At 45.3% G+C, this 24,014-nt stretch carries 17 protein-coding genes; 8 read left to right on the plus strand and 9 right to left on the minus strand.

The features are described from left to right. Positions 1-136: 136 nt before the first annotated feature. Positions 137-2,017 carry a GGDEF domain-containing protein gene (locus R7E38_RS22290; protein WP_005379698.1) on the plus strand — a complete coding sequence of 627 codons (1,881 nt, stop codon included), beginning with the start codon at positions 137-139 and terminating at the stop codon, positions 2,015-2,017. A gap of 54 nt (positions 2,018-2,071) precedes the next feature. Here R7E38_RS22290 and R7E38_RS22295 read toward each other — a convergent pair whose 3' ends face one another. Together R7E38_RS22295 and pykF are read right to left on the minus strand one after the other, a co-directional pair. Beyond that, positions 2,072-2,758, minus strand: a complete 687-nt coding sequence (locus R7E38_RS22295; protein WP_080659233.1) for a GntR family transcriptional regulator — start codon at positions 2,756-2,758, stop codon at positions 2,072-2,074. A 157-nt stretch (positions 2,759-2,915) separates the two neighbouring features. Then, on the minus strand, positions 2,916-4,328 hold the full coding sequence (gene pykF, locus R7E38_RS22300; RefSeq protein WP_005392243.1) for a pyruvate kinase PykF: 1,413 nt from the start codon (positions 4,326-4,328) through the stop codon (positions 2,916-2,918). 433 nt (positions 4,329-4,761) lie between these two features. Between pykF and R7E38_RS22305 the strand changes: the two genes are divergently transcribed. Further along, a complete protein-coding gene (locus R7E38_RS22305) occupies positions 4,762-5,523 on the plus strand; it encodes a DeoR/GlpR family DNA-binding transcription regulator (RefSeq protein WP_318082112.1) in 762 nt (253 codons plus the stop codon). 110 nt (positions 5,524-5,633) lie between these two features. After that, positions 5,634-7,466, plus strand: coding sequence for a glutamine--fructose-6-phosphate transaminase (isomerizing) (glmS, locus tag R7E38_RS22310; protein WP_005379702.1), 1,833 nt, complete (start codon positions 5,634-5,636; stop codon positions 7,464-7,466). Positions 7,467-7,548: 82 nt separating this feature from the next. Here glmS and R7E38_RS22315 read toward each other — a convergent pair whose 3' ends face one another. Then, a complete protein-coding gene (locus R7E38_RS22315) occupies positions 7,549-8,631 on the minus strand; it encodes a glycerol dehydrogenase (protein WP_005379703.1) in 1,083 nt (360 codons plus the stop codon). 353 nt (positions 8,632-8,984) lie between these two features. Between R7E38_RS22315 and dhaK the strand changes: the two genes are divergently transcribed. The 3 genes from dhaK to ptsP are packed head-to-tail and all read left to right on the plus strand — an operon-like array spanning position 8,985 to position 13,095. Further along, positions 8,985-10,043, plus strand: a complete 1,059-nt coding sequence (dhaK, locus tag R7E38_RS22320) for a dihydroxyacetone kinase subunit DhaK (RefSeq protein WP_005383055.1) — start codon at positions 8,985-8,987, stop codon at positions 10,041-10,043. A 15-nt stretch (positions 10,044-10,058) separates the two neighbouring features. Next, positions 10,059-10,694, plus strand: coding sequence for a dihydroxyacetone kinase subunit DhaL (gene dhaL, locus R7E38_RS22325; RefSeq protein ID WP_005379705.1), 636 nt, complete (start codon positions 10,059-10,061; stop codon positions 10,692-10,694). 1 nt (position 10,695) lies between these two features. Then, positions 10,696-13,095, plus strand: coding sequence for a phosphoenolpyruvate--protein phosphotransferase (ptsP, locus tag R7E38_RS22330; RefSeq protein ID WP_226083706.1), 2,400 nt, complete (start codon positions 10,696-10,698; stop codon positions 13,093-13,095). Between the two features lie 80 nt (positions 13,096-13,175). On the opposite strand, the gene dhaR is transcribed toward ptsP, so the two are convergent. From dhaR to R7E38_RS22355, 5 genes are all read right to left on the minus strand, one after another. After that, positions 13,176-15,101, minus strand: a complete 1,926-nt coding sequence (gene dhaR, locus R7E38_RS22335; protein WP_054728466.1) for a dihydroxyacetone kinase operon transcriptional regulator DhaR — start codon at positions 15,099-15,101, stop codon at positions 13,176-13,178. Positions 15,102-15,246: 145 nt separating this feature from the next. Further along, positions 15,247-15,777 (minus strand): MltR family transcriptional regulator, encoded by a 531-nt coding sequence (locus tag R7E38_RS22340; protein WP_005379708.1) that lies wholly within the window; start codon positions 15,775-15,777, stop codon positions 15,247-15,249. An 86-nt stretch (positions 15,778-15,863) separates the two neighbouring features. Continuing rightward, the gene (locus R7E38_RS22345; RefSeq protein WP_226083705.1) at positions 15,864-17,012 is read right to left on the minus strand and encodes a mannitol-1-phosphate 5-dehydrogenase; all 1,149 of its coding nucleotides are present in this window, start codon (positions 17,010-17,012) and stop codon (positions 15,864-15,866) included. A gap of 111 nt (positions 17,013-17,123) precedes the next feature. Further along, positions 17,124-19,076 carry a PTS mannitol transporter subunit IICBA gene (locus R7E38_RS22350; protein ID WP_213885591.1) on the minus strand — a complete coding sequence of 651 codons (1,953 nt, stop codon included), beginning with the start codon at positions 19,074-19,076 and terminating at the stop codon, positions 17,124-17,126. A gap of 595 nt (positions 19,077-19,671) precedes the next feature. Further along, a complete protein-coding gene (locus R7E38_RS22355) occupies positions 19,672-21,435 on the minus strand; it encodes a lysophospholipid acyltransferase family protein (RefSeq protein ID WP_226083704.1) in 1,764 nt (587 codons plus the stop codon). A gap of 233 nt (positions 21,436-21,668) precedes the next feature. On the opposite strand from R7E38_RS22355, the gene R7E38_RS22360 reads away from it, so the two are divergent. Both R7E38_RS22360 and R7E38_RS22365 read left to right on the plus strand, forming a co-directional pair. Then, entirely contained in the window at positions 21,669-22,388 is a 720-nt protein-coding gene (locus R7E38_RS22360) for an SIMPL domain-containing protein (protein ID WP_005379714.1), read from the plus strand. A 223-nt stretch (positions 22,389-22,611) separates the two neighbouring features. After that, complete coding sequence (locus R7E38_RS22365) at positions 22,612-22,887, plus strand: hypothetical protein (protein WP_005379716.1); 276 nt, start codon at positions 22,612-22,614, stop codon at positions 22,885-22,887. A gap of 95 nt (positions 22,888-22,982) precedes the next feature. On the opposite strand, the gene R7E38_RS22370 is transcribed toward R7E38_RS22365, so the two are convergent. Then, positions 22,983-23,786: a MetQ/NlpA family ABC transporter substrate-binding protein gene (locus tag R7E38_RS22370; protein WP_017633488.1), complete on the minus strand. Its 804-nt coding sequence runs from the start codon at positions 23,784-23,786 to the stop codon at positions 22,983-22,985. Between the last annotated feature and the right edge of the window lie 228 nt (positions 23,787-24,014).

Below are 24,014 nucleotides of genomic sequence, written 5' to 3' on the forward strand. Positions count from 1 at the left end.
TGGCGCTGGACTAAACAAAGGCCCCCTTTTAGGGGGCTCACACAAAGCCACCTTCTTTAGAAGGTGGTAATTTACTTAGAAAATAACAATTAATGATATAATTGTCGTTTTAGTAAGCATGATAGGCATTAGACGTGTGAAAGTACCTAAGCGAGTCGGCACCTTATTGGCGACAGCACTATTTTTTAGTGCACTCACTGCCGCTTACTACTATCAGAAATATCTGACGTTGTTAGAAAACAATGTTGAGAACACCGCTCAAGAAGCGTTACATCAATTGGCCTATACTGGCCGTGAATACAGCAATATTCAGGATCAAATCGAAACGATCAGTGACCTACTTGGTCACAGCCAAAGTCTGTATGAATATCTGCGCCAACCTAACCGGGTGAACCGTTCCATCTTAGAAGACATGTGGATCTCGGTCGCAATCAATCAAAAGTTGTATAAGCAAATTCGCTTTCTTGATGTTTCTGGTCGAGAAAAAGTTAGGATTAATTATGAGATTGAAACAGGCGCTGCGTTGCCCGCGATCAAATTGCAAAATAAGTCAGAGCGAGATTACTTTCAATTCGCTAAGAACTTAGACGATGGCGAAATCGCTTCGTGGGGGATAGGTTTAGAACGAGAGTATGGCGAGTTAGTCTATCCCTATAGCCCGTCACTGCGTATTTTGATGCCTATTTCGCTTAACGGAAAGCGCGAAGGGTATCTTGTGCTTAATGTTGATATTGACTATTTATCCTCTCGACTCAACTATTCGTCAGTGCTTGATTTCCATATTGAGCTGATTAAGAGTGACGGATTTTACATTGATAGCCCTAAATCAGCTCGTTTGTATGGCCATATAATTCCCGCTCGCTCTCAATTTAATTTTGGCCGGATGTACCCAAACATTTGGCGTAGTTTAAATTCAAAAGATTCGGGCTATGCTTACAATGGTTCGAATTTGGTCGCGTATCGCACCATCCAGTTTGTTTCTAGCGAACCTCTTCATCTGGTTATTGATCTTACCAATGAGCAGTTATTATCCCGAGCTCAGAGGGATATTGATGACTTAATCCAAGAAGCGTTTTTTGTTTTAAGTTTGGTGCTCGGCTTCACTTTGCCGACGGCAGCCCTTGCTCTGCATTATCGGCGTCATAGTATGGAATCGAAGTTGGCTCGAGCTGCTCTTGATGGTATGACTGCGGTGATGATCTCGGATGCTTCACATAGAATCATCATGGTTAATCAAGAGTTTGAAAACATGATGGGTTACTCAACCAAGCATGCCCAAGGTTGGAGTGCACATCATTTAATTCTCTTACCTGAAGATCTCGAAGCAAACCTGAGTATCTGGAAAACACTGAAGAGTGAACACGTATGGGAAGGGGAGATTCGTTGTCGAACTAAGTTTAATCAAGTCTTTACTGCAATAATGCGTATTCAGGCGAATTTAACCAAGTCAGGTAAAGTGAGTTATTACATTACGTCGCTGGTGGATATCTCTGGGCAAAAAGAGTTAGAAGAAAAATTACGAAACCTAAGCGAAAAAGATGGCTTGACGGGGTTGTGGAACCGCCGAAAATTTGAAGAGCAATTGGCGCAATATGCGGGGATTATTGAACGCTATCCTGATAGCCCTCCTGCTTGTTTGGCGTTGTTTGATATTGACCACTTTAAACGTATTAATGACGAGCTAGGCCACGACGAAGGAGACAAGGTGATTTGTAGTGTCGCAGAAACCCTCCTAGAAGAAGTCCGCAGCACAGACTTTGTATCTCGTGTCGGTGGTGAGGAATTTGCAGTGATCATGCCGCATACAACACTAGAAGAGGCTGAAATTGTATTGAACAGGCTACGTGTCGCGGTTCAAATGCGTAGTGATAGAGGCATTACTGTCAGTGCTGGGTATAGTGATTTAACCTCTGATCGTACAAGAACGTATAAATGTGCTGATATTGCTTTGTATGAGTCAAAAAGTGCAGGGCGTAACTGCGTATCGCTGTGTCATAGTTATGATGATATTGCTTAGTGCTTTTACAAAAACGAAAAAACGGGGATAGACCCCCGCTTTTTAGTCTCAGCGTTATTCGCTAGCCAGTATGCGACATTGGTTGTCGATGGCGGCTTCGATACACTGTATTGACTGTCTCAAATAACGCTCTAGATAACCTAAAGCATCCTGACTCTTTTTGTCTAGCGATGCCTTCATCAGTATTTCTTGCTCATCGAGATTACAGTGCCCAGGGTTCCCTGTGCCTAAAATCTGCATCGCGAAGTATTGGTAGCGTTTAATTTGCGTGAGTAGATCGCGGAAAAACCCAAACATATTGACAGAGCCAGCACCTTCAAACAGCGCAGTAAGAAACTGATTTTGGCGCTCTTCCCATTCCCTCCAACAAAAGCTTTCGCCAGGTTTTACTCGGGATAACTTGTGATAAGCAGTTAGTACATCCAGTTCCCATTTTTCATCGCCAATCATAATTGCCTTACTGAGTAAGCATGCGGAGACCATTTGCAGGCTTTCGTACAAGTCATGTAACTCATCTTTACATACAGGTGCAACCCAGCAGCCTTTTTGCGGCTCGAGTTTGACGTATTTGCTCCAAGATAATTGCACCAATGCTTCTCGAATGGGTGACGCTCCTACGTTGTACTTCTCTTTGAGTTCGGCAACCACGAGTTTTTGACCTGGTTTAAGCTCGCCATCGAGAATATCCTGACGGATCATTCTTAATACTTTGTCGGTAAGAGTGGGACTAGACACATACACCTCATAGAAACTTTAATCGTGACGATAAAATTAAACAGTACGAAATTCTGATAGAGGTAAATAATACAATTAGCCTATTATGAGAGCAAGAAAGCCATATAAAAAAGGAGGGCATAAGCCCTCCTTCTCAAGAAACTGAAGTGTTAAAAGTTCAGTCTTATAGCACGTGTACAGAAGCTGTGTTCGTAGTGCCTGAAGCAACTAGAGCGCCAGAAACCATAACAACGATATCGCCTTTGTTACCTAGACCTGATTCTAGAGCAAGTTCTTTACCCGCTACGTAGAATGCGTCAGTGCTTTCGATTGAATCAACAACTACAGGAGTAACACCTTTAGTTAGAACTAGCTGTGCAGCAGTTTTCTTGTTAGTTGTTAGCGCTAGAATGTTTGCAGTTGGGAAGTACTTACGTACTGAACGTGCAGACTTACCGCCTTCAGTTGCAACAACGATAAGTGGAGCAGCTAGTTTCTCAGCTGTGTCTACTGCACCTTTACATACTGCTTCAGTGATGCGTAGGCGTGGGCTGTCTAGACGAGAACCTAGTTCAGCTTTTAGCGCTGAGTCAGTACGGTTCGCGATTTGAGCCATGATAGTTACCGCTTCAACAGGGTATTTACCTTTCGCCGTTTCACCAGAAAGCATTACTGCGTCAGTACCGTCCATTACCGCGTTAGCAACGTCGCCTGCTTCCGCACGAGTAGGACGTGGGTTGTTGATCATAGAATCAAGCATTTGAGTTGCTGTGATAACCATCTTACGTGCACGGTTACACTTCTCGATCATCATTTTCTGAGCGAAGATTACTTCTTCAGCTGGGATTTCAACACCTAGGTCGCCACGAGCAACCATGATGCCGTCAGAAAGTTCTAGGATCTCATCGAAGTTATCAACACCTTCTTGGTTTTCGATCTTAGAGATGATGTGGATGTTCTCGCCGCCGTTTGCAGCAAGTACTTCACGGATTTCTTGAACGTCAGACGCTTTACGGATGAAAGAAGCTGCTACGAAGTCAACGCCTTGCTCACAACCAAATTTAAGGTCGTTCTTATCTTTTTCAGATAGTGCAGGTAGGTTTACAGAAACGCCAGGAAGGTTAACACCTTTGTTTTCGCCTAGTGCACCGTTGTTAAGAACTTTACATTTAACTTCAGTTTCCGTCTTAGAGATAACTTCCATCTCGATTAGACCGTCGTCTACTAGGATAGTGTTACCTACGTTTAGGTCTGCTGCGAAACCAGCGTAAGTTACTGCAACTTTATCTTTGTTACCTACAACTGAAGTGTCAGTTGTGAAAGTGAATTCTTGACCTGCTACTAGATCAACATCGTTACCGCCTTCTAGCTTGATAGTGCGGATTTCTGGACCTTTAGTATCTAGAAGAATTGCTAGTGGTTTGCCAGTAGCTTCCATTACTTTACGGAAGTTCGCGATACGAGTGCCGTGTTCTTCGTAGTCACCGTGAGAGAAGTTAAGGCGCATTACGTTCATGCCTGCGTTAACTAGTTCAGTTAGCTTCTCTACAGATTCTGTTTTAGGGCCAATCGTACATACGATTTTGGTCTTTTTCATGGAAGATACTCTCCGGTAAGTATAGTTACAATTTGAAAGTCGGTTATTTACTCTGAAGTCAGGACGTTTTTGATGACATTTAGTACCTGTCACCCACCGATTTTTCGTCTCATTATTAGAACTTCAGATTCTGAAAGTCTTTCACCAAGTTTAGTCATTTTATGACTAAAAGATCGGCGATTTTGGTTACCTTTTTGTGACTAATCCCACTTTATATGCAGAAAGTTGCAAAAAAATAGCCTTCAATTCTGTAATTTTTTTTCTTTTCGGTGGCGAATTCTACCACTGAATGAATCCAATATCACTGTTTAAGAATTGTCTTAGGACAAGGTTTTATCGAGAAATATTAATTTTTTGGATCGAAATAAATGGACTTGAAAGTTTCGGTTTGACTATAATAAGTTTCACATCGAAACTTAAAATCAAAACTTAAATGTCGAAACGAAACACTCAATTAAGAAGACACGCCATTTCTAACTTGGTTTCTGAACTAGGAGAAGTCAGCGTTGATGAACTTGCTCAGAAATTCGAAACCTCAGAGGTCACGATTAGAAAGGATTTAGCTTCTTTAGAGAAAAACGGCCAACTTCTACGCCGCTATGGCGGTGCGATTGCTATCCCAAAGGAAGTCATTCACGAAGAATTGGGCGCTAATGTTTCGACTCGAAAGTTAAGCTTAGCAAAAGCAGCAGCATCATTGATTCGCGATCATAATCGCATCGTGATCGACAGTGGCAGCACGACTGCCGCGCTGATTCAACAGTTGAATGACAAACGTGGCTTAGTGGTCATGACCAACTCGTTGCATGTTGCTAACGCTCTTAATGAATTAGAGAGCGAACCGACACTGCTGATGACTGGCGGTACTTGGGATACGCACTCAGAGTCCTTTCAAGGCAAAGTGGCCGAATCTGTATTACGAGCTTACGACTTTGACCAACTATTCATCGGTGCGGATGGCATTGATCTCGAGCGTGGAACCACGACATTTAATGAGTTGGTTGGCTTAAGTAAGGTAATGGCAGAAGCGTCACGTGAAGTGATCGTAATGATCGAGTCCGAAAAAATCGGCCGTAAGATCCCAAACTTAGAGCTCGCTTGGCATCAAGTTGATGTGTTGGTGACCGATGCAGATATCCAAGCAGAGCATAAAGTACAGATTGAACAATATGGCGTGAAAGTCATTTGCGCCTAATAATGTAATCAGTTTCATATTTCACTTCCCTCTGGATAAAGGCCTTTGCTTGCTGCCTCTATTTGAAATCATGGCTAGGGAAGAACAAAACTACAAACGGAGATAAACACATGTGTGGAATCGTAGGTGCAGTAGCACAACGAGATGTTGCAGAAATTTTGGTTGAAGGTCTACGCCGCTTAGAGTACCGCGGTTACGACTCTGCTGGCGTTGCGGTTGTTGATGGCGAATCAAACCTAACGCGCGTTCGTCGCTTGGGTAAAGTACAAGAATTGGCTGATGCAGTAGAAGAAGCAAAAGTGATCGGCGGAACTGGTATTGCGCACACTCGTTGGGCGACGCACGGTGAACCTTCTGAAATCAACGCTCACCCACACATGTCTGGTGATATCGCAGTGGTCCATAACGGCATCATCGAAAACCATGAAGAGCTGCGTGAGCTGCTTCAATCTCGTGGCTACGTGTTTGAATCGCAAACGGATACAGAAGTTATCGCACACATGGTTGAGTGGGAACTTCGTACTTCAGAAACGCTATTAGAAGCGGTACAAAAAACAGCAAAACAACTTGAAGGCGCATACGGCACGGTAGCGTTGGATCGCAAAGATCCTTCACGCATCGTAGTAGCGCGTTCAGGCAGCCCGATCGTGATCGGTTTTGGTGTAGGTGAAAACTTCCTAGCGTCTGACCAACTTGCATTACTTAACGTTACGCGCCGTTTCATGTACCTAGAAGAAGGTGACGTAGCAGAAATTACTCGCCGTGAAGTCACTGTGTTTGATGCAACGGGTGAGCCAGTTGAGCGTGAAATTGTTGAATCTAATGCAGAGCATGATGCAGGTGATAAAGGCCAATACCGTCACTTCATGCAAAAAGAAATCTATGAGCAACCTAAAGCGTTGATCAACACAATGGAAGGTCGTATCACGTCAGATTCTGTTGTGACAGACGCGATCGGTGTGCACGCGGCAGACATTCTAAGCAAAGTAGAACACGTACAAATCGTGGCGTGTGGTACGTCTTACAACGCAGGTATGACGGCACGTTACTGGTTTGAAGACATTGCAGGCGTTAGCTGTGATGTAGAAATTGCGTCTGAATTCCGTTACCGCAAGTTTGTGACTCGTCCAAACAGCCTTCTTATTACGTTGTCTCAGTCTGGTGAAACTGCAGATACGTTAGCAGCACTTCGCCTAGCAAAAGAGAAAGGTTACATGGCGGCGATGACCATTTGTAACGTAGCAGGCTCTTCTCTGGTTCGTGAATCAGATTTTGCGTTCATGACTCGCGCTGGTGTTGAAATCGGTGTGGCTTCAACCAAAGCGTTCACGACTCAGCTTTCTGCACTACTTATGCTGGTAACAGCACTGGGTAAAGAGCAAGGTCGCATCAGCAAAGAGAAAGAAAAAGAGATTGTTGAAGCGCTACACGCACTTCCTAAGCAAATCAACGCGGCACTTTCTTTCGAGAAAGAAATTGAAGCACTAGCAACGGATTTTGCAGACAAGCACCACACATTGTTCCTAGGCCGTGGCGAGTTCTACCCAATCGCGATGGAAGCGTCTCTAAAACTGAAAGAGATCTCGTACATCCACGCAGAAGCGTACGCGGCGGGTGAACTGAAACACGGTCCTCTTGCGCTGATTGATGCTGACATGCCTGTTGTTGTGGTTGCACCAAGCAACGACCTACTTGAAAAGCTAAAATCAAACGTTGAGGAAGTACGTGCGCGTGGCGGTCTTCTGTATGTATTCGCAGATGCAGACGCAGGCTTCGAAGGCGATGAAACAATGAAGATCATCACGATGCCTCACGTTAGTGAAATCACGGCGGCGATCTACTACACCATCCCAATGCAATTGCTGTCTTACTACGTAGCACTGATCAAAGGTACGGACGTAGACCAACCACGTAACCTGGCGAAAGCGGTAACGGTTGAGTAATTGCGCTTAACAGCAAAAATCCAAGCGGCACATGCGAGAGTATGTGCCGCTTTTTTATTTAAGCCCACTTTAAGGGGGTGAGTTATTGACCCAACTGGTGAGCGGTTAGAATTGCAGAGTAGACATTTTCTGCCGTCACTGGGAATGGCATATTGTGGATGGTTTCTCCCTCGGCCGTTGAGGCTTCGGCGACCTCGCGCAACTTAGCGTGGTTAAGCTCTTTAACGCCCATATCAAATAAGTTGGTTGGTAGACCTACAGAGCGGCAGAATGCAAGAACCGTATTAATCTCTTCCATCGCTGCGTTTTCTAATACCAGCTGAACTAGTGTGCCGAACGCGACTTTCTCACCATGATAGAGATGATGACACTCTTCAAGCTTAGTTAGGCCGTTATGAATAGCGTGAGCACCCGCTAGACCACTGCTTTCAAAACCGATACCGCTCAGGTATGTATTGGCTTCAATAATGTTTTCTACCGCTTTGGTGCTCACACCATTTTCTACCGCAGCTTTTGCTTTTACACCATCTTCAAGCAAGGTTTCATAGCAAAGTTTCGCAAGCGCTTGTGCTGAACGCGTCGCTAACCCACCAGCCATTGTTGCCTTACCAGAAGTCATGTTGGCACGAGCTTCAAAGTAGGTGGAAAGCGCGTCGCCCATCCCCGATACAAGTAAGCGAACAGGGGCTTTGGCGATGACTGACGTATCCATGATGACCATGTCTGGGTTTTTAGGGATCATCAAATATTCTGCAAATTCACCTTCAGGTGTGTATATCACCGCAAGCGCTGAGGTTGGCGCATCAGTCGAGGCAATCGTAGGAACCACCACGACAGGAATTTTGGTGTAAAACGCAACAGCCTTTGCTGTATCTAACGTTTTACCACCACCAATACCGACAATGACATCGTGTTTCTGAGTGGCACAAATGTCCGTGATGCGTTCAATCTCAACGCGCGAACATTCGCCACCAAAAATGTTCATAGTGAGTGGAAGCTTTTCGTCAGCAAAACTTTGCTTGACGTCATCACCAACCAGGTTAGTCACGAACTCATCGGCAATTACTAACGGACGTTCACCCAATGTTTTTACATAGTGAGCGATAGATGTAAGTACTTGTTCACCTTGGACGTATTTGCTTGGGCTGATAATAATTTTGTCCATAATTCAAACCTTTAACCTTTTTTATGTGTGTTTTGGACTGCAATGAATATCCATTGTAGGGATAAGGTTTATATTAGGTTTGGTGTGGTAAGTGGTGAAGGATATCTCTGGTTTTGTTCCATGCTTTTATGACCTCTGTGTCAAACCGACTGTCAGAAGTAATAAGCATCAGCATGCTTTATGGCGACGATCACTATTCAGGACAATTTGTCGTTTTACGTTTCATATTGAAACAAAAATGCCGAAGTTTTTGTTTCAATATGAAACAGATTGATTTTTGTTGAGCACGCTTTTTCTCTGTTTAAGATGAATTCATACCCTACATAAAAATATAAATGGAATGAGATAGAACGATGAAAAAGTTAATTAACCAAGTTGATGATGTTGTATTGCAGCAAATGGAAGGTCTGGCATTGTCCCGCCCTGAGCTAAAAGCGAACTACGAACCTCGTTACATGTGGCATGAGGAAACTCCGGGGCAAGTGGCACTGGTTTCTGGTGGTGGCTGTGGTCATGAACCTTTGCACGCAGGTTTTATTGGTAAAGGCATGCTGACAGGCGCCTGCCCAGGAGAGGTATTTACTTCACCTACGCCTGATCAAATGTACGAATGTGGCAACCAAGTGAATACCGGTGAGGGCGTGCTGTTTATCATTAAAAACTACACCGGTGATGTGTTGAACTTTGAAACGGCTGTGGAGCTGCTTCATACCGATGGTATCAAAGTTGGGTCGGTGTTGGTGGATGACGATGTTGCAGTCAAAGACAGCCTATACACCGCTGGTCGCCGTGGCGTTGCTGGAACGGTATTGGTTGAAAAGTTAGTTGGGGCTGCCGCGAACAAAGGTTATTCGTTGGAGCAATGTGAAGCGCTGGCTCGTCGCGTTAATAACCACTGTCGTTCATTTGGCGTGGCGCTTAATGCTTGTGTTGTACCCGCAGCAGGTAAACCATCTTTTGTTCTGGAAGATGATGAAGTGGAGTTTGGTGTTGGTATCCATGGTGAACCAGGTATCAAGCGAGTGAAATACACCGATGTCGATACGTTAGTGGATGAAATGTTTGCTGAAGTTGCTGAAAACACACCTTATCAGCGCACATTGCGTATTTGGAATCGTGACGAAGGTGAATGGGATGAAGTGGAATCCAGCATTGAGCCTTTCGCCGCTGAACACGACTACATCGTGATGGTGAATGGTATGGGTGGTACGCCAACTTCAGAGCTTTACGGAGTGTACCGTCGTCTGGCTCATAACTGCGAGCAAGCAGGGTTCCGTATCGTGCGTAATATGGTTGGTAACTTCTGTACGTCACTCGATATGGAAGGCGTTTCGATTACGTTGCTAAAGGCAGACAAAGAGATGTTGGAGCTGTTTGATGCTCCTGTCGATACGGCCGCGATCAAGTGGTAACAGGGGAGAGCAAACATGCAAATTGAAAAACAACATATCGTTCACTGGCTAGAGTTATGTGCAAAAACGTATCAAGAGAATCAAGATTTTCTGACCGACCTTGATCGTGATATTGGTGACGCCGACCACGGTCTCAATATGAACCGTGGCTTTAAAAAAGTTGCTGAAAAACTGCCGCAATTTGCGGACCAAAATATCGGCAGCATTCTCAAGAATACGGGTATGACCTTGCTTTCTAGTGTCGGTGGGGCAAGTGGCCCGCTGTATGGCACGCTGTTTATTCGTACGGCTGCCGCTGTCGGAACTCGAGAGCAATTAACGTTTGAAGAGTTAGTGGATGCACTAAAAAGCGGTGTGGATGGCGTGGTGTCTCGTGGTAAAGCAGAGCTGGGTGATAAAACCATGTGTGATGTTTGGTTACCCGTTTTAGTTAGCGTGAAGGCGTCGTTAGAAAATGGCATGAGCGCCGATCACTTACTTAATGAAATGGTTGAGCTAGCAGAAACGAACGCGGTTGCCACGATTGAAATGTTGGCGAAAAAAGGGCGAGCAAGCTATTTAGGTGAACGCAGTATTGGTCACCAAGATCCCGGTGCAACCTCTTCTTTGTTAATGATTAAAGCACTACAGCAGGCAATAGCAGGTAATTAAGATGGTGGGAATTGTAGTTGTATCTCATAGTCGTCGACTTGCCGAAGGGGTGGCAGAACTTGCCTCCCAAATGACGCAAGGCAAAGCCAAGCTTGCGATTGCTGCTGGGATTGATGATCCAGAGAACCCGATCGGAACCGATGCCATTGCCGTGATGGAAGCGATTGAGCAGGTACAAGATCAACAAGGGGTTGTTGTGTTGATGGATCTTGGCAGCGCGTTGCTTAGCACGGAAATGGCTCTGGATCTGATTGATGATCATGTGAGGGAAAATGTCACCCTTATCTCGGCACCTATTGTTGAAGGAACCATGGCGGCGTCGGTGGCTGCCGCCGCCGGACTGCCTTTATCGACGGTAGTCGAAGAGGCACAGAATGCGTTAAGCGTAAAACAAGAGCACCTTGGTGATCTGCCACTAACATCCGCTGAGATAGCGCCAGTATCAGAGAACTTTGAGCAAGAATGGACATTTGATTGGGTAGTGCAAAATCCGCATGGATTACATGCTCGTCCCGCTGCGGCCATTGTTGGTGCACTCGCGCCTTTTGACTGCCAATTATGGTTGAAAAAAGGCGAGCGCCGTGTGAACGCGAAAAGCTTAAACAGCATTGCGAAACTTGGCGTTCGTAGCCAAGAGACGATCACGCTGTGCGCACTCGGCTCTCAATCCAGTGAAGCAATCAAGGCATTTGAAGCCTTAGCTTATGAGCACTTCGGAGAAAAAGAGGCGGTTGAGCAAGGCATTATCGAACCTGAAGAAAGTTCAGATACTCTGCTCGATGGCATGGCCTCAAATCAGATTGAAGGTGCTGTTGTTGGTATTCGAGTCAATGACGGTATCGCTACTGCTCCTGCTGTCCTTTTTACTCATGAAATGCCAGCAGTGCCTGAACGTGATTTCCAAAGTGAACAAGATGAAATTGAACGGGTTAAGCGTGCGATAGGCGTGGTTGTTCAACATTTGCAGGAGCAAGCGAAGCAGCCGAAAGGGGAAATATTTGCTGCTCATAGCATGATGCTCAGTGACCCAGAATTATGGGCATCGGTCGAGTCGCGAATTCAAACGGGCATGATAGCCGAGCAAGCTTGGGTAGAATCACTGCAAACGTTGGCCGAAGAGTTTCGCCAGGCAGAAAGTCAGTACATGCGGGAACGCGAAGCAGATGTACATGATATCGCACGCCAAGTTATGGTCGAAATGACAGGCGTAACGCCTAATGCCATCGACATTCAGGAACCGAGTATTTTGTTGGCCCGCGACCTGATGCCTTCTGATGTGGCCGGGCTTGATAAATCGAAAGTGCTTGGTATCTGTTTGAGTGAGGGAGGGAAAACCTCTCACAGTGCGATTCTTGCTCGTGCGATGGGGATTCCTGCCATCGTTAAAGCTCAGGGCTGCCTTGATGCTGTGCGTGCTGGTCAAGTGGTGACTATTGATGGCTTCCGAGGGCATTTATGGTTCTCTCCTTCAGATGCCGTACAGCAGGAATTAGAAGCTCAGCAAATTGAGTGGCAAAGCATCCGACAACGTGCATTAGCGAGTGCTCAGCAAGCCGCAGTCACCTGTGATGGTGTCCATATTCAAGTATTCGCCAATATTGGTGGACCGAAAGATATTGATGATGCACTAACATCGGGGGCTGAGGGCGTTGGTCTATTTCGGACTGAGTTTCTATTTCAAAACAGTGATGAGTTGCCGACTGAGGAAGCGCAATATCAAGTGTATCGTGATATTGCTGCCGCACTTGGTGATAAGCCACTTACGATTCGTAGTCTAGATGTTGGCGGTGACAAGCCTTTAGCCGCTTATCCTATGCCAGCAGAAGATAATCCATTTTTAGGTTTGAGAGGGGTGCGGTTGTGTCTTCAACATGAGTCATTGTTTACCGCTCAACTTCGAGCCATTCTGAGAGCCTTTCACGAGCAACCGAATATTCAATTGATGATACCGATGGTGGCTCAGGTTGAAGAAGTGAGAAAAGTAAAAGTGCTGTTGGCGCATCAAGCAAACCAACTCGGCTTGGATGCGACTCATTTGCGCGTTGGTATTATGATTGAGGTGCCAGCCGCGGTGTTGAATGCTGATGCGTTAGCTCGAGAAGTCGACTTTTTCTCTATCGGCACCAATGATTTGACTCAATATGTTATGGCCGCCGATCGAGGTAACGCTGCTGTTGCTGAATTGGTGAACTACTTTGAACCATCGGTACTAAAAGCCATTGAGCTCACGTGTGCAGCAGGCGATCGCGCGGGCATACCGGTTAGTATGTGTGGTGAGATGGCTGGCGATCCAAATGCCACAGAAACATTGCTCCGCGTGGGGTTGCGAAAATTCAGCGCCAGTTCGAGCATGCTACCGGGACTAAAAGCGCAGATTCGTCAGTTGTCTGTCGATGTTTAATCGATACCTTATCGTTAGTACACCTGTACCGGCGTGCTTACGCCGGTTTTACTTTTGTTATAGGAACGCCAATTCACGACTTAATACAGCTTCATTTGCTCCTGCAGCCCAAACTTATTAATTTTTCTCCATAAGGTCGTGCGGCCAATTTGCAATGCTTTCGCCATATCATGCATTTTGCCATCACACTGATTCCAAGCCTGAACAATCGCTCTTCTCTCGGCTTCTTCTAACGTGATTACTGGCGTATTTTCTGCGGTATGGCGAGAATTCAGTTTAATGTCTTCAGGAATATCGTTCAGCTTGATTAAGTTGGAACTGCGGTTAAGCAAAATTCGCTCAGTTCGATTTCTTAATTCGGAGTTATTGCCTGACCAACGAAAATTCATCAACGCTTCCAGTGCGACTGGCTCTATCGAGATCGTCACATTGTGGCGGCGTTCGTAATGGCTGATAAGCTGCTGGACGAGAAATTCAATGTCTTCTTTACGCTTTCGTAGTGGTGGAATATGCAGCTCGTTCGAGGAGATTTCATAATAAAGTTGCCGACCAAATGAGCGCTGAGTGACATACTCGCTGATCTCTGAAGCGGTGCTGGTAATAAGTTGAAAATCTACGGGGATCAATCGCAAACTGTCGCTGCGGCTGACGAGCCCAGTTTTTAACAACTTAAGTAGCACGGCTTGTAAATCGGGCGACAGATATTCCACCTTTTCTAAAAAGAGCGTACCGCCATGGGCGAGCTCAAACTTTGAAGGCATGCCTTGCCCTTCGTCGTACCCCAGGGTTTCTTTGACCAGTTGCTCTGTATTGATGGAGCGGCAGTTGAGCGTAATGAATGGTCCTTCTTTGTAGGCGCTTTCGTTATGAATCGCCATGGCGAGAGTGGCTTTTCCTACGCCTTCTTCACCTGTAATTAGAATCGGTGATTTTGACTTTATGGCCCGTTTTGCCACGGTAATGACATGCTTCATTTTTCGTGAAATGACGGGCAAAGTGCTGAACGTATAGCGCGCACTGCCACCTATTTGTTGTTGAGCAAGTTCGCGAATTTTATCGATAGGGTGCAAGAACAATAAGTGTGTGCCGTCGTTGAGTGGACGCAAGGTGATGATCGCCTCAACAAACTCGCCACGAACCTCTACCGTTGTGAGTTTACGGTTTATGCTCGCACCTGACTCAATACTAGTAAGGACATTCGGTGGGAAGCGCAAAACAGAAAAGACTTCTTTATCCAAGACCTGACTGGCTTCAATGTTTAACAAACGCTCGGACTGGTGATTTACCATGGTGATGCGATTTTCTTCATCCCACGCTAGAAGGCCGTCATCCATGCACTCTAACGTTGCGTTATGCGCACAAGTGAGGCGGTTCATGTTTTCTTGTTCCGACTGAATGTGGATTTGCAAGCTGACTTCTTTCGCGCTCGACGCGATGATGACTAAGTCTTCTTTCTTATAGCTTTCCGCTTTTCTGAAAAGGCATGTTGTACCGCGTAATTTTCCAAATTGGTCAAAAACAGGCGCAGCTACAGAGGCATAAGAGTGCAAGTGGCGATTGAAATGTTCGGCAGCAAAAACTTCACACGGGATATGAGTATTGATACAGAGATTGACTGCATTTGTGCCTATCTTTCCTTCGGAGAGAAAACAGCCTTGTTTTATGCCGAGCGTTTGCATCTCTTGTCGCATAGAGTCGTGCCCGACGGTGGAGAGAATACAGCCGTTGCCATCGGTTACCATCAATAGCAGGTCTTCGTCCCCTAGCATGTCGTAAGTGTCTTCAAGTACGGTCGTGGCGCATTCGATGAGGTGCTCGTTGCGTTTCATCAGAGATGAGAAGGTAAATCCAGAGGCAATATGTGGCTTTGACCAGGTGTAAGGGCTGCATTGCTTTATGCAACGCTCCCACGACTCGAGGACGGGAGTGCGGGAAAATTCTGGAGATACCCAGTGGTGTTTCTGGAAAAACTCCCACTTAGTTTTAGTGTCTTCGATTGAAAGCATGCGATCCCGTTTCAATACTAGCGATAGATTGGTCTGATGTTACAGAGACATCGGAATATGGACTGTGATGGCTTTCACGCACGTTGTATAGAAGAATGTGCAAAAAGAGGGGCGAGTTGAGGAGGCTTCCTTGCCAGTTTTTCGATTAAAAAGGGCTGTCTTTGCCGAGCTCATTGCAAATCTCGACAATGGCAAGTGAGAGCCCTGACTTAATGATTTGTTGTTGACGTTGCAGTTGTAGCTGATAAAACTCAAGGTCGATGTCGTCATCTGGTTCGCTGACTTCCAGTTGCACCATGCCCATTTTCTTCACCAAGTGCAGTTTCTTAATTGGTTCTAGAATATTCGGGTCAGTGAATTCGTAATCTGAAGCGTCACTATTGAGTTGGTTTTTGAGTTTGATGATGTCTTCGATGTCGTGGTAAATGTCATCGGGGAGCACTCCCAAGCCAAACAATAACTTCAAACGAACAGACAGATCGCCCAGCGGTCCAGAGTCTTGTAGCAGCGGACCGACAACCGATTGAACAGCGAAGTTATCTTTACGAAAGATTCTTTGCACTAACCCGTCGATCGAATCGTTAAAAACGTCGACTGCTGCAATGAAAAAGCCTCGTACCGATGGTGCGCTGTTTAATCGCTCAATGATCTCGGTTTCGTTGATGTTATCTGCCATATACTGAATACATTTCTAATTATTAGCTATCCCAACTCTTCAAGCAGAGAAGGACATAGAAGGGGAGCCGAGCTCCCCTAGGTAAATCAAAGTTGGTTGTAAAGTGTCTCGATTTGAGCCACTTCATCGCTGTCTTCTGCAAGACCTGTGTATGTCGCTAGCGTCTTCTTCACTCCCACTTCTTTTAATGAGTTTTGTAGCTCTACGGCTTGTGGGTCAGTGTCGTTAGTGTACTTCAACGCAGCGGCAATGCCTTTCAAAAGTGTTTGATTTTCAGTGCCATACTCAATTGTACCGAGTAAAGGCTTCACTAATCTATCGTTTGCACCCAATTTTCGAATTGGTTGACGACCTACGCGATCCACCTCATCCACTAAGTATGGGTTGGCAAAGCGTCCTAAAATCTTCTCGATGTAGGCGTTGTGCATGTCACGGTCGAAGCCGTAGCGTTTGATCAGCACTTCACCACTCTCTTGCATCGCCTGTTTTACTTCAGCGTGAATGCTTGGGTCTTCAATTGCTTCACGAATGGTACGATGGCCTTTCAAGCAACCTAGGTAAGCGGTAATGCAATGGCCTGTATTGAGAATGAACAGCTTGCGTTCTACAAATGCCATTAGGTTGTTGGTTCTTTCCATGCCTGCGATGTCAGGTATTTCGCCCTTGAATTGCTGCTCATCCACAATCCATTCGCTAAAGCTTTCTACCGTCACTTCTAGTGGGTCATCGTTCGCTGCTTCTGCTGGTGGCACGATGCGGTCTACCGCTGAATCGACAAAGCCAACCAACTCGTCTGCTTTTGCGTGCAATGATTCATCCAAGTGTTTGTACACTTCACCTTTTAGGTGTGTGGTGCCACGAACCATGTTTTCACACGCTATGATGTTCAATGGTTTATCGTTACCTGCTGCAAAGCGTTTAGCAATGCCGGTAGCGATGGTTTTTGCAATGATGTCCAGTACGTTAGGGCCAACCGCTGTTGTTACCAAGTCGGTTTTTACAATGCGGTCGATGACATCTTCACTGGCTGAGTTTACCGCGGTGACGTGAGTTACTGTGTCGATTTGGCACTCAGTACCGACCACTTTTACTTTGTATTCTTGCTTGTGACTCAGTTGGTCGACGAGTGGAGCGTCAACGTCTGCAAATGTGACCTCGACTTCTGCATCTGCTAAGAGTTTTCCGATGAAGCCACGACCAATGTTACCTGCGCCAAAATGAACTGCGTTTTTCATAATTCTTACCTACCAATGTCTAAAATGTTGACTTACGAAACTAGGGGGAGGCCAACCGCATAGGGGGTGACAGCTGACCTCATTTGCCTCAGGAGCAAATTAAAGGGGTAATTAAGCCGCTTGTTGACCGCCAAGGATGTTCAGAATCTCTTCCACATCGTTGGTGCTGGTTAGCTTCTCAATTGCCTCCGGCTCATCGAGCGCGTTCGTAATGGTGGTAATCACCTGGATGTGCTCATCGTTCTTAGCGGCAATGCCGATAACCAGTTTCGCTACATCATCGTCGTCTTCAGTAAATTGGATACCCGATGGGTATTGGCAGATTACAATGCCGGTTTTCTTCACGCGGTCTTTCGCTTCTACCGTGCCGTGAGGTACTGCGATAGATTCGCCTAGGTAAGTAGAAACCAATGCTTCACGCTCAAACATCGCGTCTACGTATTCTGGTTCTGCGTAGCCAAGTTCGACCAACTTGTTGCCCGCGAAGCGAATCGCTTCTTCTTTGTTGGCAGCTTTCAAACCTAGGTGAATGTTTTCACGCTGGATTTGGAACACCGACGTTTGCTGTGGCTCGAAGTTGTCGTCGTTTGCTGCCACGAGCGAAACTTTTACCATTTGGTCGTCATTGGCTGCGGATTGGTTTTGCGCTGCTAGTAGTTTGGTGACTAGCTGGTTGTACATCTCGCTGTCTAGGAAGTTAGTCAATGAAATGTGGTGTGCGTTTGGAGCATGCTTACGTGCACGATCCGTTAAGTCTTTATGAGTAATCACGATATCTGCACTCTCTGGTAAGCTGTTAATGGCAAGGTTGGTTACGTGGATGTTCAGACCTGCGTCTTGAACCTTTTTGCGTAGCATGCTCGCGCCCATTGCACTCGAGCCCATGCCCGCATCACAAGCGACAATGATGCTTTGTACTGTCGCTAGGTCTACGTCACCTTTGCTTTGGTTGTTTACCACCGCATCGTTTTTAGATGCAGATTTCATGTCTTTCATTTGTGATGTTGCTTTTTCTAGTGCTGCTTCATCACCGTCTTCTTCTGTTGACGTTTGAGTCTTCATTAGCAGTGCTGCTACGGCGAATGACACGCCTGTTGCTGCTGCGATAGACGCTAGAACACCAACGATTGAGCCTTTCTGAGTCATCAACAAGATTGCAAAGATTGAACCTGGTGATGCTGGAGAAACGATACCTGCGTTAAAGATAGTTAGAACGAATACGCCAGTCATACCACCTGCGATAGCCGCAAGGATTAGGCGAGGGTTCATTAGGATGTATGGGAAGTAAATCTCGTGGATACCGCCGAAGAAGTGGATGATTGATGCACCACCTGCAGTTTGACGAGCCGTACCTTTACCAAACACCATGTAAGCTAGCAGGATACCTAGACCAGGACCAGGGTTTGCTTCGATTAGGAAGAAGATCGATTGACCTGTCTCAGACGCTTGTTGGATACCCAGTGGAGAGAAGATACCGTGGTTGATCGCGTTATTTAGGAACAGGATCTTCGCAGGTTCAACGAAGATTGAAGTCAGTGGTAGTAGGTGAGCAGAAACTAGGAAGTTAACGCCAGCCGCCAAGCCACCAGAAAGAATTTTTACGAATGGACCGATAAAGATGAAGGCAAGGATCGCACATAGCATGCCGATGATGCCCGCAGAGAAGTTGTTAACCAACATCTCGAAGCCACTTTTTACTTTACCATCGATGTAGTTATCGAATTTCTTGATAGCCCAGCCGCCCATTGGGCCGACCATCATTGCCCCCATAAACATTGGGATGTCTGTGCCGACAATCACACCCATTGTTGTGATTGCACCGACTACCGCACCACGATCGCCGCCAACTAATTTACCACCGGTGTAACCGATAAGTAGTGGCAGCAAGTAGGTAATCATTGGGCCAACCATAGAGGCTAACGTTTCGTTTGGTAGCCATCCAGTTGGGATAAATAGAGCAGTGATAAAGCCCCACGCGATAAACGCGCCGATGTTTGGCATTACCATGTTTGACAGAAAACGACCAAAATTTTGTATCTTGATCTTGGCATCTGGTGATATCATAACAATTCCCCGTTCGATGTTCTGATGAATCTTGTTGTAGTAAACGGTTCGCCAAAACCGTTTGTTTGATTGCTTAGTACCCAATCAATTTACCACACATTTTCCAATTGGAACTGACAACGGGTTTTTCGTGATCTACGCCCGCATTTCTTAGGCTGAGAAACGGTTTTTAAGTGACCAAGTTCAACTTATTAACTTGTAACTTAATAACAAAAAGCCACTTTCAAATCTGTCAATAAAAATCTTAGTGATCAATCCGATCTTCTGACAAATTTAAAATTAAAATACTTTGTGACTTTGATCACTTTTGATTTTTTTTGAAATTCGAATTAAATACTTGTAATGATCAATGTCACGTTTTGTGTTGAGTTGTGGTGGATTTAAAGTGTGACCTGGATTTGTTTTTGTTTTTTGTGAAAGTTTGTGACGGAATTGGTGAGATAAATGCTATCTAGATCTTTCGATAGATTGTATCTATGAGAGTCTTTTCGGCGCACTTCACGGAGCACGCCTAATTAGTTGATGAAAGGGTAAATAAAGAGAGTCGCCACACGGTTCTTCTTGTGATTCCCAACTCTCTACTTAATCACTGTTCTTAATCATCGTTGCTATTAGTATGATAGACGAGGTAGTCATGAGCTTGCTCGCGTCCCATATACCTTGCCAACGTCTTTTCTTGAACATCGCGCAAATCCACCATAATCAATCCATCTAGAGCGTTATTGAATGCAGGGTCGATGTTGAAGCATACCAGCTTGCCATTGAGGCTTAAGTACTGACGCAGCAAAACGGGCACTCCTTTCCCTTCATCGATTCTGGCAATGACACGTGACAATAGCTGTAAATCACCCAGAGCGGTGAGCATGCTGGTATTCCAGTCACGGTGGTGCTCAGGAAGTGGGTTAGAAGGCGTGACGTATTCTGCACAGTTGTTGTCGTAGTGGTGCAGTGTCATTGATTGAGCCAGTAATTGACGTGCAGTATCGCTATAATCGTTGCTAATGCTTACCGGACCAAATAGGTGAGTGTAATCTGGGTTTTGATGAACGAACGTTGCGATGCCTTTCCACAGCAGCAGTAGCGCGCTCATGCTCTTTTGATATTGCTGCGCAATCACTGAGCGCCCCATCTCGATGGATTTACCCATTTGGTCGATAAAGCGTTGGTCATAGTTAAACAACGTTCGTGAATACAGACCTGCTACGCCGCGCTTTTCAATCAGTTGATCAACCAGACCTAAACGATACGCGCCCACCAAGCATTGGTTCTCTCTGTCCCACACAAACAGATGCAGGTAATCATGATCGAAATGGTCAATGTCTATTGCTAGTCCCGTCCCTTCGCCAACTTGTCGAAAATTGAGCTCACGTAGGCGACCAATTTCATGCAGTAGGGAAGGGATATTCTGCGACTCCGTGCAGTAGACATCGAACTCACCACTTGTTAGCAGCTTGGACTCTTTTGGTAAGCCGTTCAGCTCTTCAAGCAATTCGCCTACGGGTAACCCTGCCGCTATTGGAGAGAGCATTTCTGATGAAGAAGAAGGCTTCACTGAATGGGGTTCACGATTGAGCAAGTAAGTGTTGAGCCGCAAATAGTTCACTACTTGATCATCGTTAAGCGTGTTGATCTCTTTAAATTTTATCGCTTGGCCAAAGGATAAGTTGATGGTTTGCGCCTGTTTGTTCAGCAGTTCTCGCCCAAGCAGTAGGGTGCGCAAAAGTGGATGGATTTTCCCTGCCATATAGAAGCGTTTCGAGTTCTGGCCACTGATGAATACTGGAACTGTCGTGGCTTTGTTTTTTCGGATTAGGCTGCTTACGCTTCGACTCCACGCTTTGTCTTCCAAGCGTTGCTGTTTGGCATCGACTAACTGGGAAACCTCGCCGGCAGGAAAGACAAGCAATAAGCCGCCACTTGCGAGGTGTTTATTGGCCGCTCTCAGGGCTTTCATATTCGATTTGACGGCGTCTTTGCCTTCAAATACATCGACACCAATAAAGAGCTGATCTAACTCCGGCACGGTTTTCAGGTATTGATTGGCTAGGATTTGGATATCGTCTCTGACCATCAACAGTAATTCAGCCAAGATCACGCCTTCCACACAACCAAGCGGATGGTTCGCCACAATGACGGTAGCACCTTGTTTGGGAACTGAATCGAGTGAACCATGAGCAATACGATAGTCGATACCTAAGACATCCAGCGTGAAGCGGAGAAAAGTTTTGGTATCGGCATTAACGGGGCGTTGGGCGTAGAACTTATCAAGTTGGTTTAAACCGGTTGCCCATTCAGCAACGTTTTCACCAATGCCAAACGGCGTTTTACGTGGGAGACGAAAAGGGGTCGAACTATCCATATTTACCTCAGCGTACAAGTTGCTGATTGGATAGTAGAAATTACAGATGACAATTCAGAGGCAAAAGCATGAGCCTTTGGTGACAAACCAATGAAGCTTTATTGACTAAAGAAAACGGTATATCACTGTGCTATGAATCAAAACTCGCGTTATGTCTCCCTCTTAAAACAAGAGATAGGCTATCTTATCTAGAACAAAGATTAAGCTAAGTTGATATTTATCAGGGGGAAATAATGGAACGAGTTTCCAATAAAGCAGCACTTTGGATTGGGCTAAGTTTGATACTTGGTCTTGGCATACTTGGCTATTTTATGCAGCAGACGGCGGTGAAATACCGAGCCTATGAAAGAGTCGTGACAGTAAAAGGTTTGTCGGAGCGTGAGTATCCTGCTGATACGGTGATTTGGCCGATTCAATTTACTCTAGCGAGTAATGATATGGGAGCCATGTTTGATGAAATTGACCAGCAAACCCGTTTGATTTTGGACTTTCTAAGTGCCAAAGGGCTTCCTGAAACCAGCGTTTCCCTTTCTTCCCCAGCGGTCATTGACAGAAAAGCACAGCAATATGGGAGCGAGCAAGACATTGAGTATCGTTATTTGGCCTCGCGAACCGTTACGGTTTATAGCCAGAGTGTTGATGTTGTTCGAGCGGCAATCAATGAAATAGGTGAGCTAGGAAAGCAAGGCGTTTTGCTTAACCAAGATCCTTATGCAAATCGTGTTGAGTACAGCTTTACTAAGCTGAATGATGTGAAGCCAGACATGATCGAAGAAGCGACTAAGAATGCGCGTGAAGTGGCTGAGAAATTTGCGAAAGACTCACAGAGTTCACTGGGTAAGATCAAACGTGCAACTCAAGGGCAGTTCTCGATTTATGACCGAGACAGCAACACGCCTTACATTAAGAAAGTACGAGTGGTATCGACGGTTCAATATTACTTATCTGATTAAAGTTGCGCTCATATAGTCAATAGTTGGTCGTTCCATCACCTTCTATTTGTAGAGGTATCTATGCTCTGTGATAGGGAAATCAGTCTTCGCTGACGCTATATACAAGTACTTTTTTATAAAACTAAGTTCTTAACAGTGATGAGGTGAGTTTGATAATAATCAAGCTCACTTGTTTCTTATGAGCGTAAGTTAGTATGACTTATTGCTAGAAGGAATTAGTATCATGGCATACAAGCACTTTGTTAGAGAACTACTGGGTTTAGCGATTGTTGTCTCTGTCGTCTTTGGCGTATTAGGCGTGATGTTAGAGCTCTTCGCACTGACGGCACTTTGGGAGCATCAGCAAACGATAGCCGATGTTTTTTTCCATGAATCTCTCTACTTCATCGTATTTTTAATCCCACCATACTTCCTCTGGAAGTTGATTAACCGCCCTGAATTGGTTTCTGCTGATCAAGCTTATTTGGCAATGAAGTTAGAGGCTGAAAGTCGACAATGAGTCGATTTAGTGAGTAATGAAAAGAAGAGGCTATGAGAAAACATTAGCCTCTTTTCTATCTGATTCGTGGGGCAAAGTATTCGCTGCTTTATTGATTAAAAAGCTGCTTCGATTGTGCCTTTGAAAGTGCGATCGAGATAATCACGAATCGCTTGAGATTGATAAATAGAAACGAACTTTTTATACGCTTCATTATTTTTGTCTGCGTCACGAGTGGCGATGACCATGACTGCTAATGGGGCGTCTTTTGCTTCAAGATAGATACTTTGTTTCTTCGGATCTAAACCAGAAGACATTACGTAGTTCATTGTAATCGCAGCCGCGTCCACATCATCTAATGTTCTTGGTAGCTGAGCGGCATCTACCTCGACAAATTCAAATGATTTTGCGTTTTTTGTGATATCAGTTAGGGCGGCTTTATGGCCAACACCCTGTTTCAGCTCAATTAAACCTGCATCGGCGAGTAGCAACAGACCACGACCACCGTTGGTAGGGTCATTTGGAAGCGCTATACGTGCATTGTTTGGAAGCTCTTGCAGTGAGCGATACTTATTGGAATAAAGCCCCATACGCATAAGAATGGACTGACCAATTGATACTAATTGGGCGTTATGGCTACTGTTGAAGTTGTCTAAAAATGGCTGGTGCTGATAGCTATTAATATCGATGCTACCATCGCTAAGAGCGGCATTAGGTGTCACGTAGTCAGAAAACTCAATGACTTCGACATTCAAACCTTGCTTCGCTGCCTCCTTCGCTACCGCCTCGACTACTTGTGCATGTGGTCCAACTGTCGCGCCCACTTTAATGACAGAGTCATCTTTTTCTCCACAAGCGCTTAAGCCGACTACTGCCGTGAGAATCAAAGCTAGTTTCTTTAAGTGACCAATACTTTTCATTGTAGCTCCATTTTTGCTTTAGACGTCCATACGTTTATATGTCCATGCTATCAGAAGTTGTCTGAGGGTCAATGGTTTAAATCACGAGCAGACATTTTGTTTCATTGCTACAAAAAATTTGTATGATGTTTTGGGTCTTAATTTTTGATCATGTGCCGTCCTAAATAAGGTTGACACTTTCCACCCCCAAAATTGGAGAGTGTTATGAAATCAACAACTAAAAGAACT

This window comes from Vibrio sp. Vb2131, from assembly GCF_033338535.1.
GTDB lineage: Bacteria > Pseudomonadota > Gammaproteobacteria > Enterobacterales > Vibrionaceae > Vibrio > Vibrio alginolyticus.

Coding starts and splice junctions, on each gene's coding strand:
- R7E38_RS22370 (WP_017633488.1), bottom strand. CDS start 23,786: ATGAAAAGTATTGGTCACTTAAAGAAACTAGCTTTGATTCTCACGGCA.
- glmS (WP_005379702.1), top strand. CDS start 5,634: ATGTGTGGAATCGTAGGTGCAGTAGCACAACGAGATGTTGCAGAAATT.
- dhaL (WP_005379705.1), top strand. CDS start 10,059: ATGCAAATTGAAAAACAACATATCGTTCACTGGCTAGAGTTATGTGCA.
- R7E38_RS22350 (WP_213885591.1), bottom strand. CDS start 19,076: ATGATATCACCAGATGCCAAGATCAAGATACAAAATTTTGGTCGTTTT.
- R7E38_RS22315 (WP_005379703.1), bottom strand. CDS start 8,631: ATGGACAAAATTATTATCAGCCCAAGCAAATACGTCCAAGGTGAACAA.
- ptsP (WP_226083706.1), top strand. CDS start 10,696: ATGGTGGGAATTGTAGTTGTATCTCATAGTCGTCGACTTGCCGAAGGG.
- R7E38_RS22345 (WP_226083705.1), bottom strand. CDS start 17,012: ATGAAAAACGCAGTTCATTTTGGCGCAGGTAACATTGGTCGTGGCTTC.
- pykF (WP_005392243.1), bottom strand. CDS start 4,328: ATGAAAAAGACCAAAATCGTATGTACGATTGGCCCTAAAACAGAATCT.
- dhaR (WP_054728466.1), bottom strand. CDS start 15,101: ATGCTTTCAATCGAAGACACTAAAACTAAGTGGGAGTTTTTCCAGAAA.
- dhaK (WP_005383055.1), top strand. CDS start 8,985: ATGAAAAAGTTAATTAACCAAGTTGATGATGTTGTATTGCAGCAAATG.
- R7E38_RS22305 (WP_318082112.1), top strand. CDS start 4,762: ATGTCGAAACGAAACACTCAATTAAGAAGACACGCCATTTCTAACTTG.
- R7E38_RS22360 (WP_005379714.1), top strand. CDS start 21,669: ATGGAACGAGTTTCCAATAAAGCAGCACTTTGGATTGGGCTAAGTTTG.
- R7E38_RS22355 (WP_226083704.1), bottom strand. CDS start 21,435: ATGGATAGTTCGACCCCTTTTCGTCTCCCACGTAAAACGCCGTTTGGC.
- R7E38_RS22365 (WP_005379716.1), top strand. CDS start 22,612: ATGGCATACAAGCACTTTGTTAGAGAACTACTGGGTTTAGCGATTGTT.
- R7E38_RS22340 (WP_005379708.1), bottom strand. CDS start 15,777: ATGGCAGATAACATCAACGAAACCGAGATCATTGAGCGATTAAACAGC.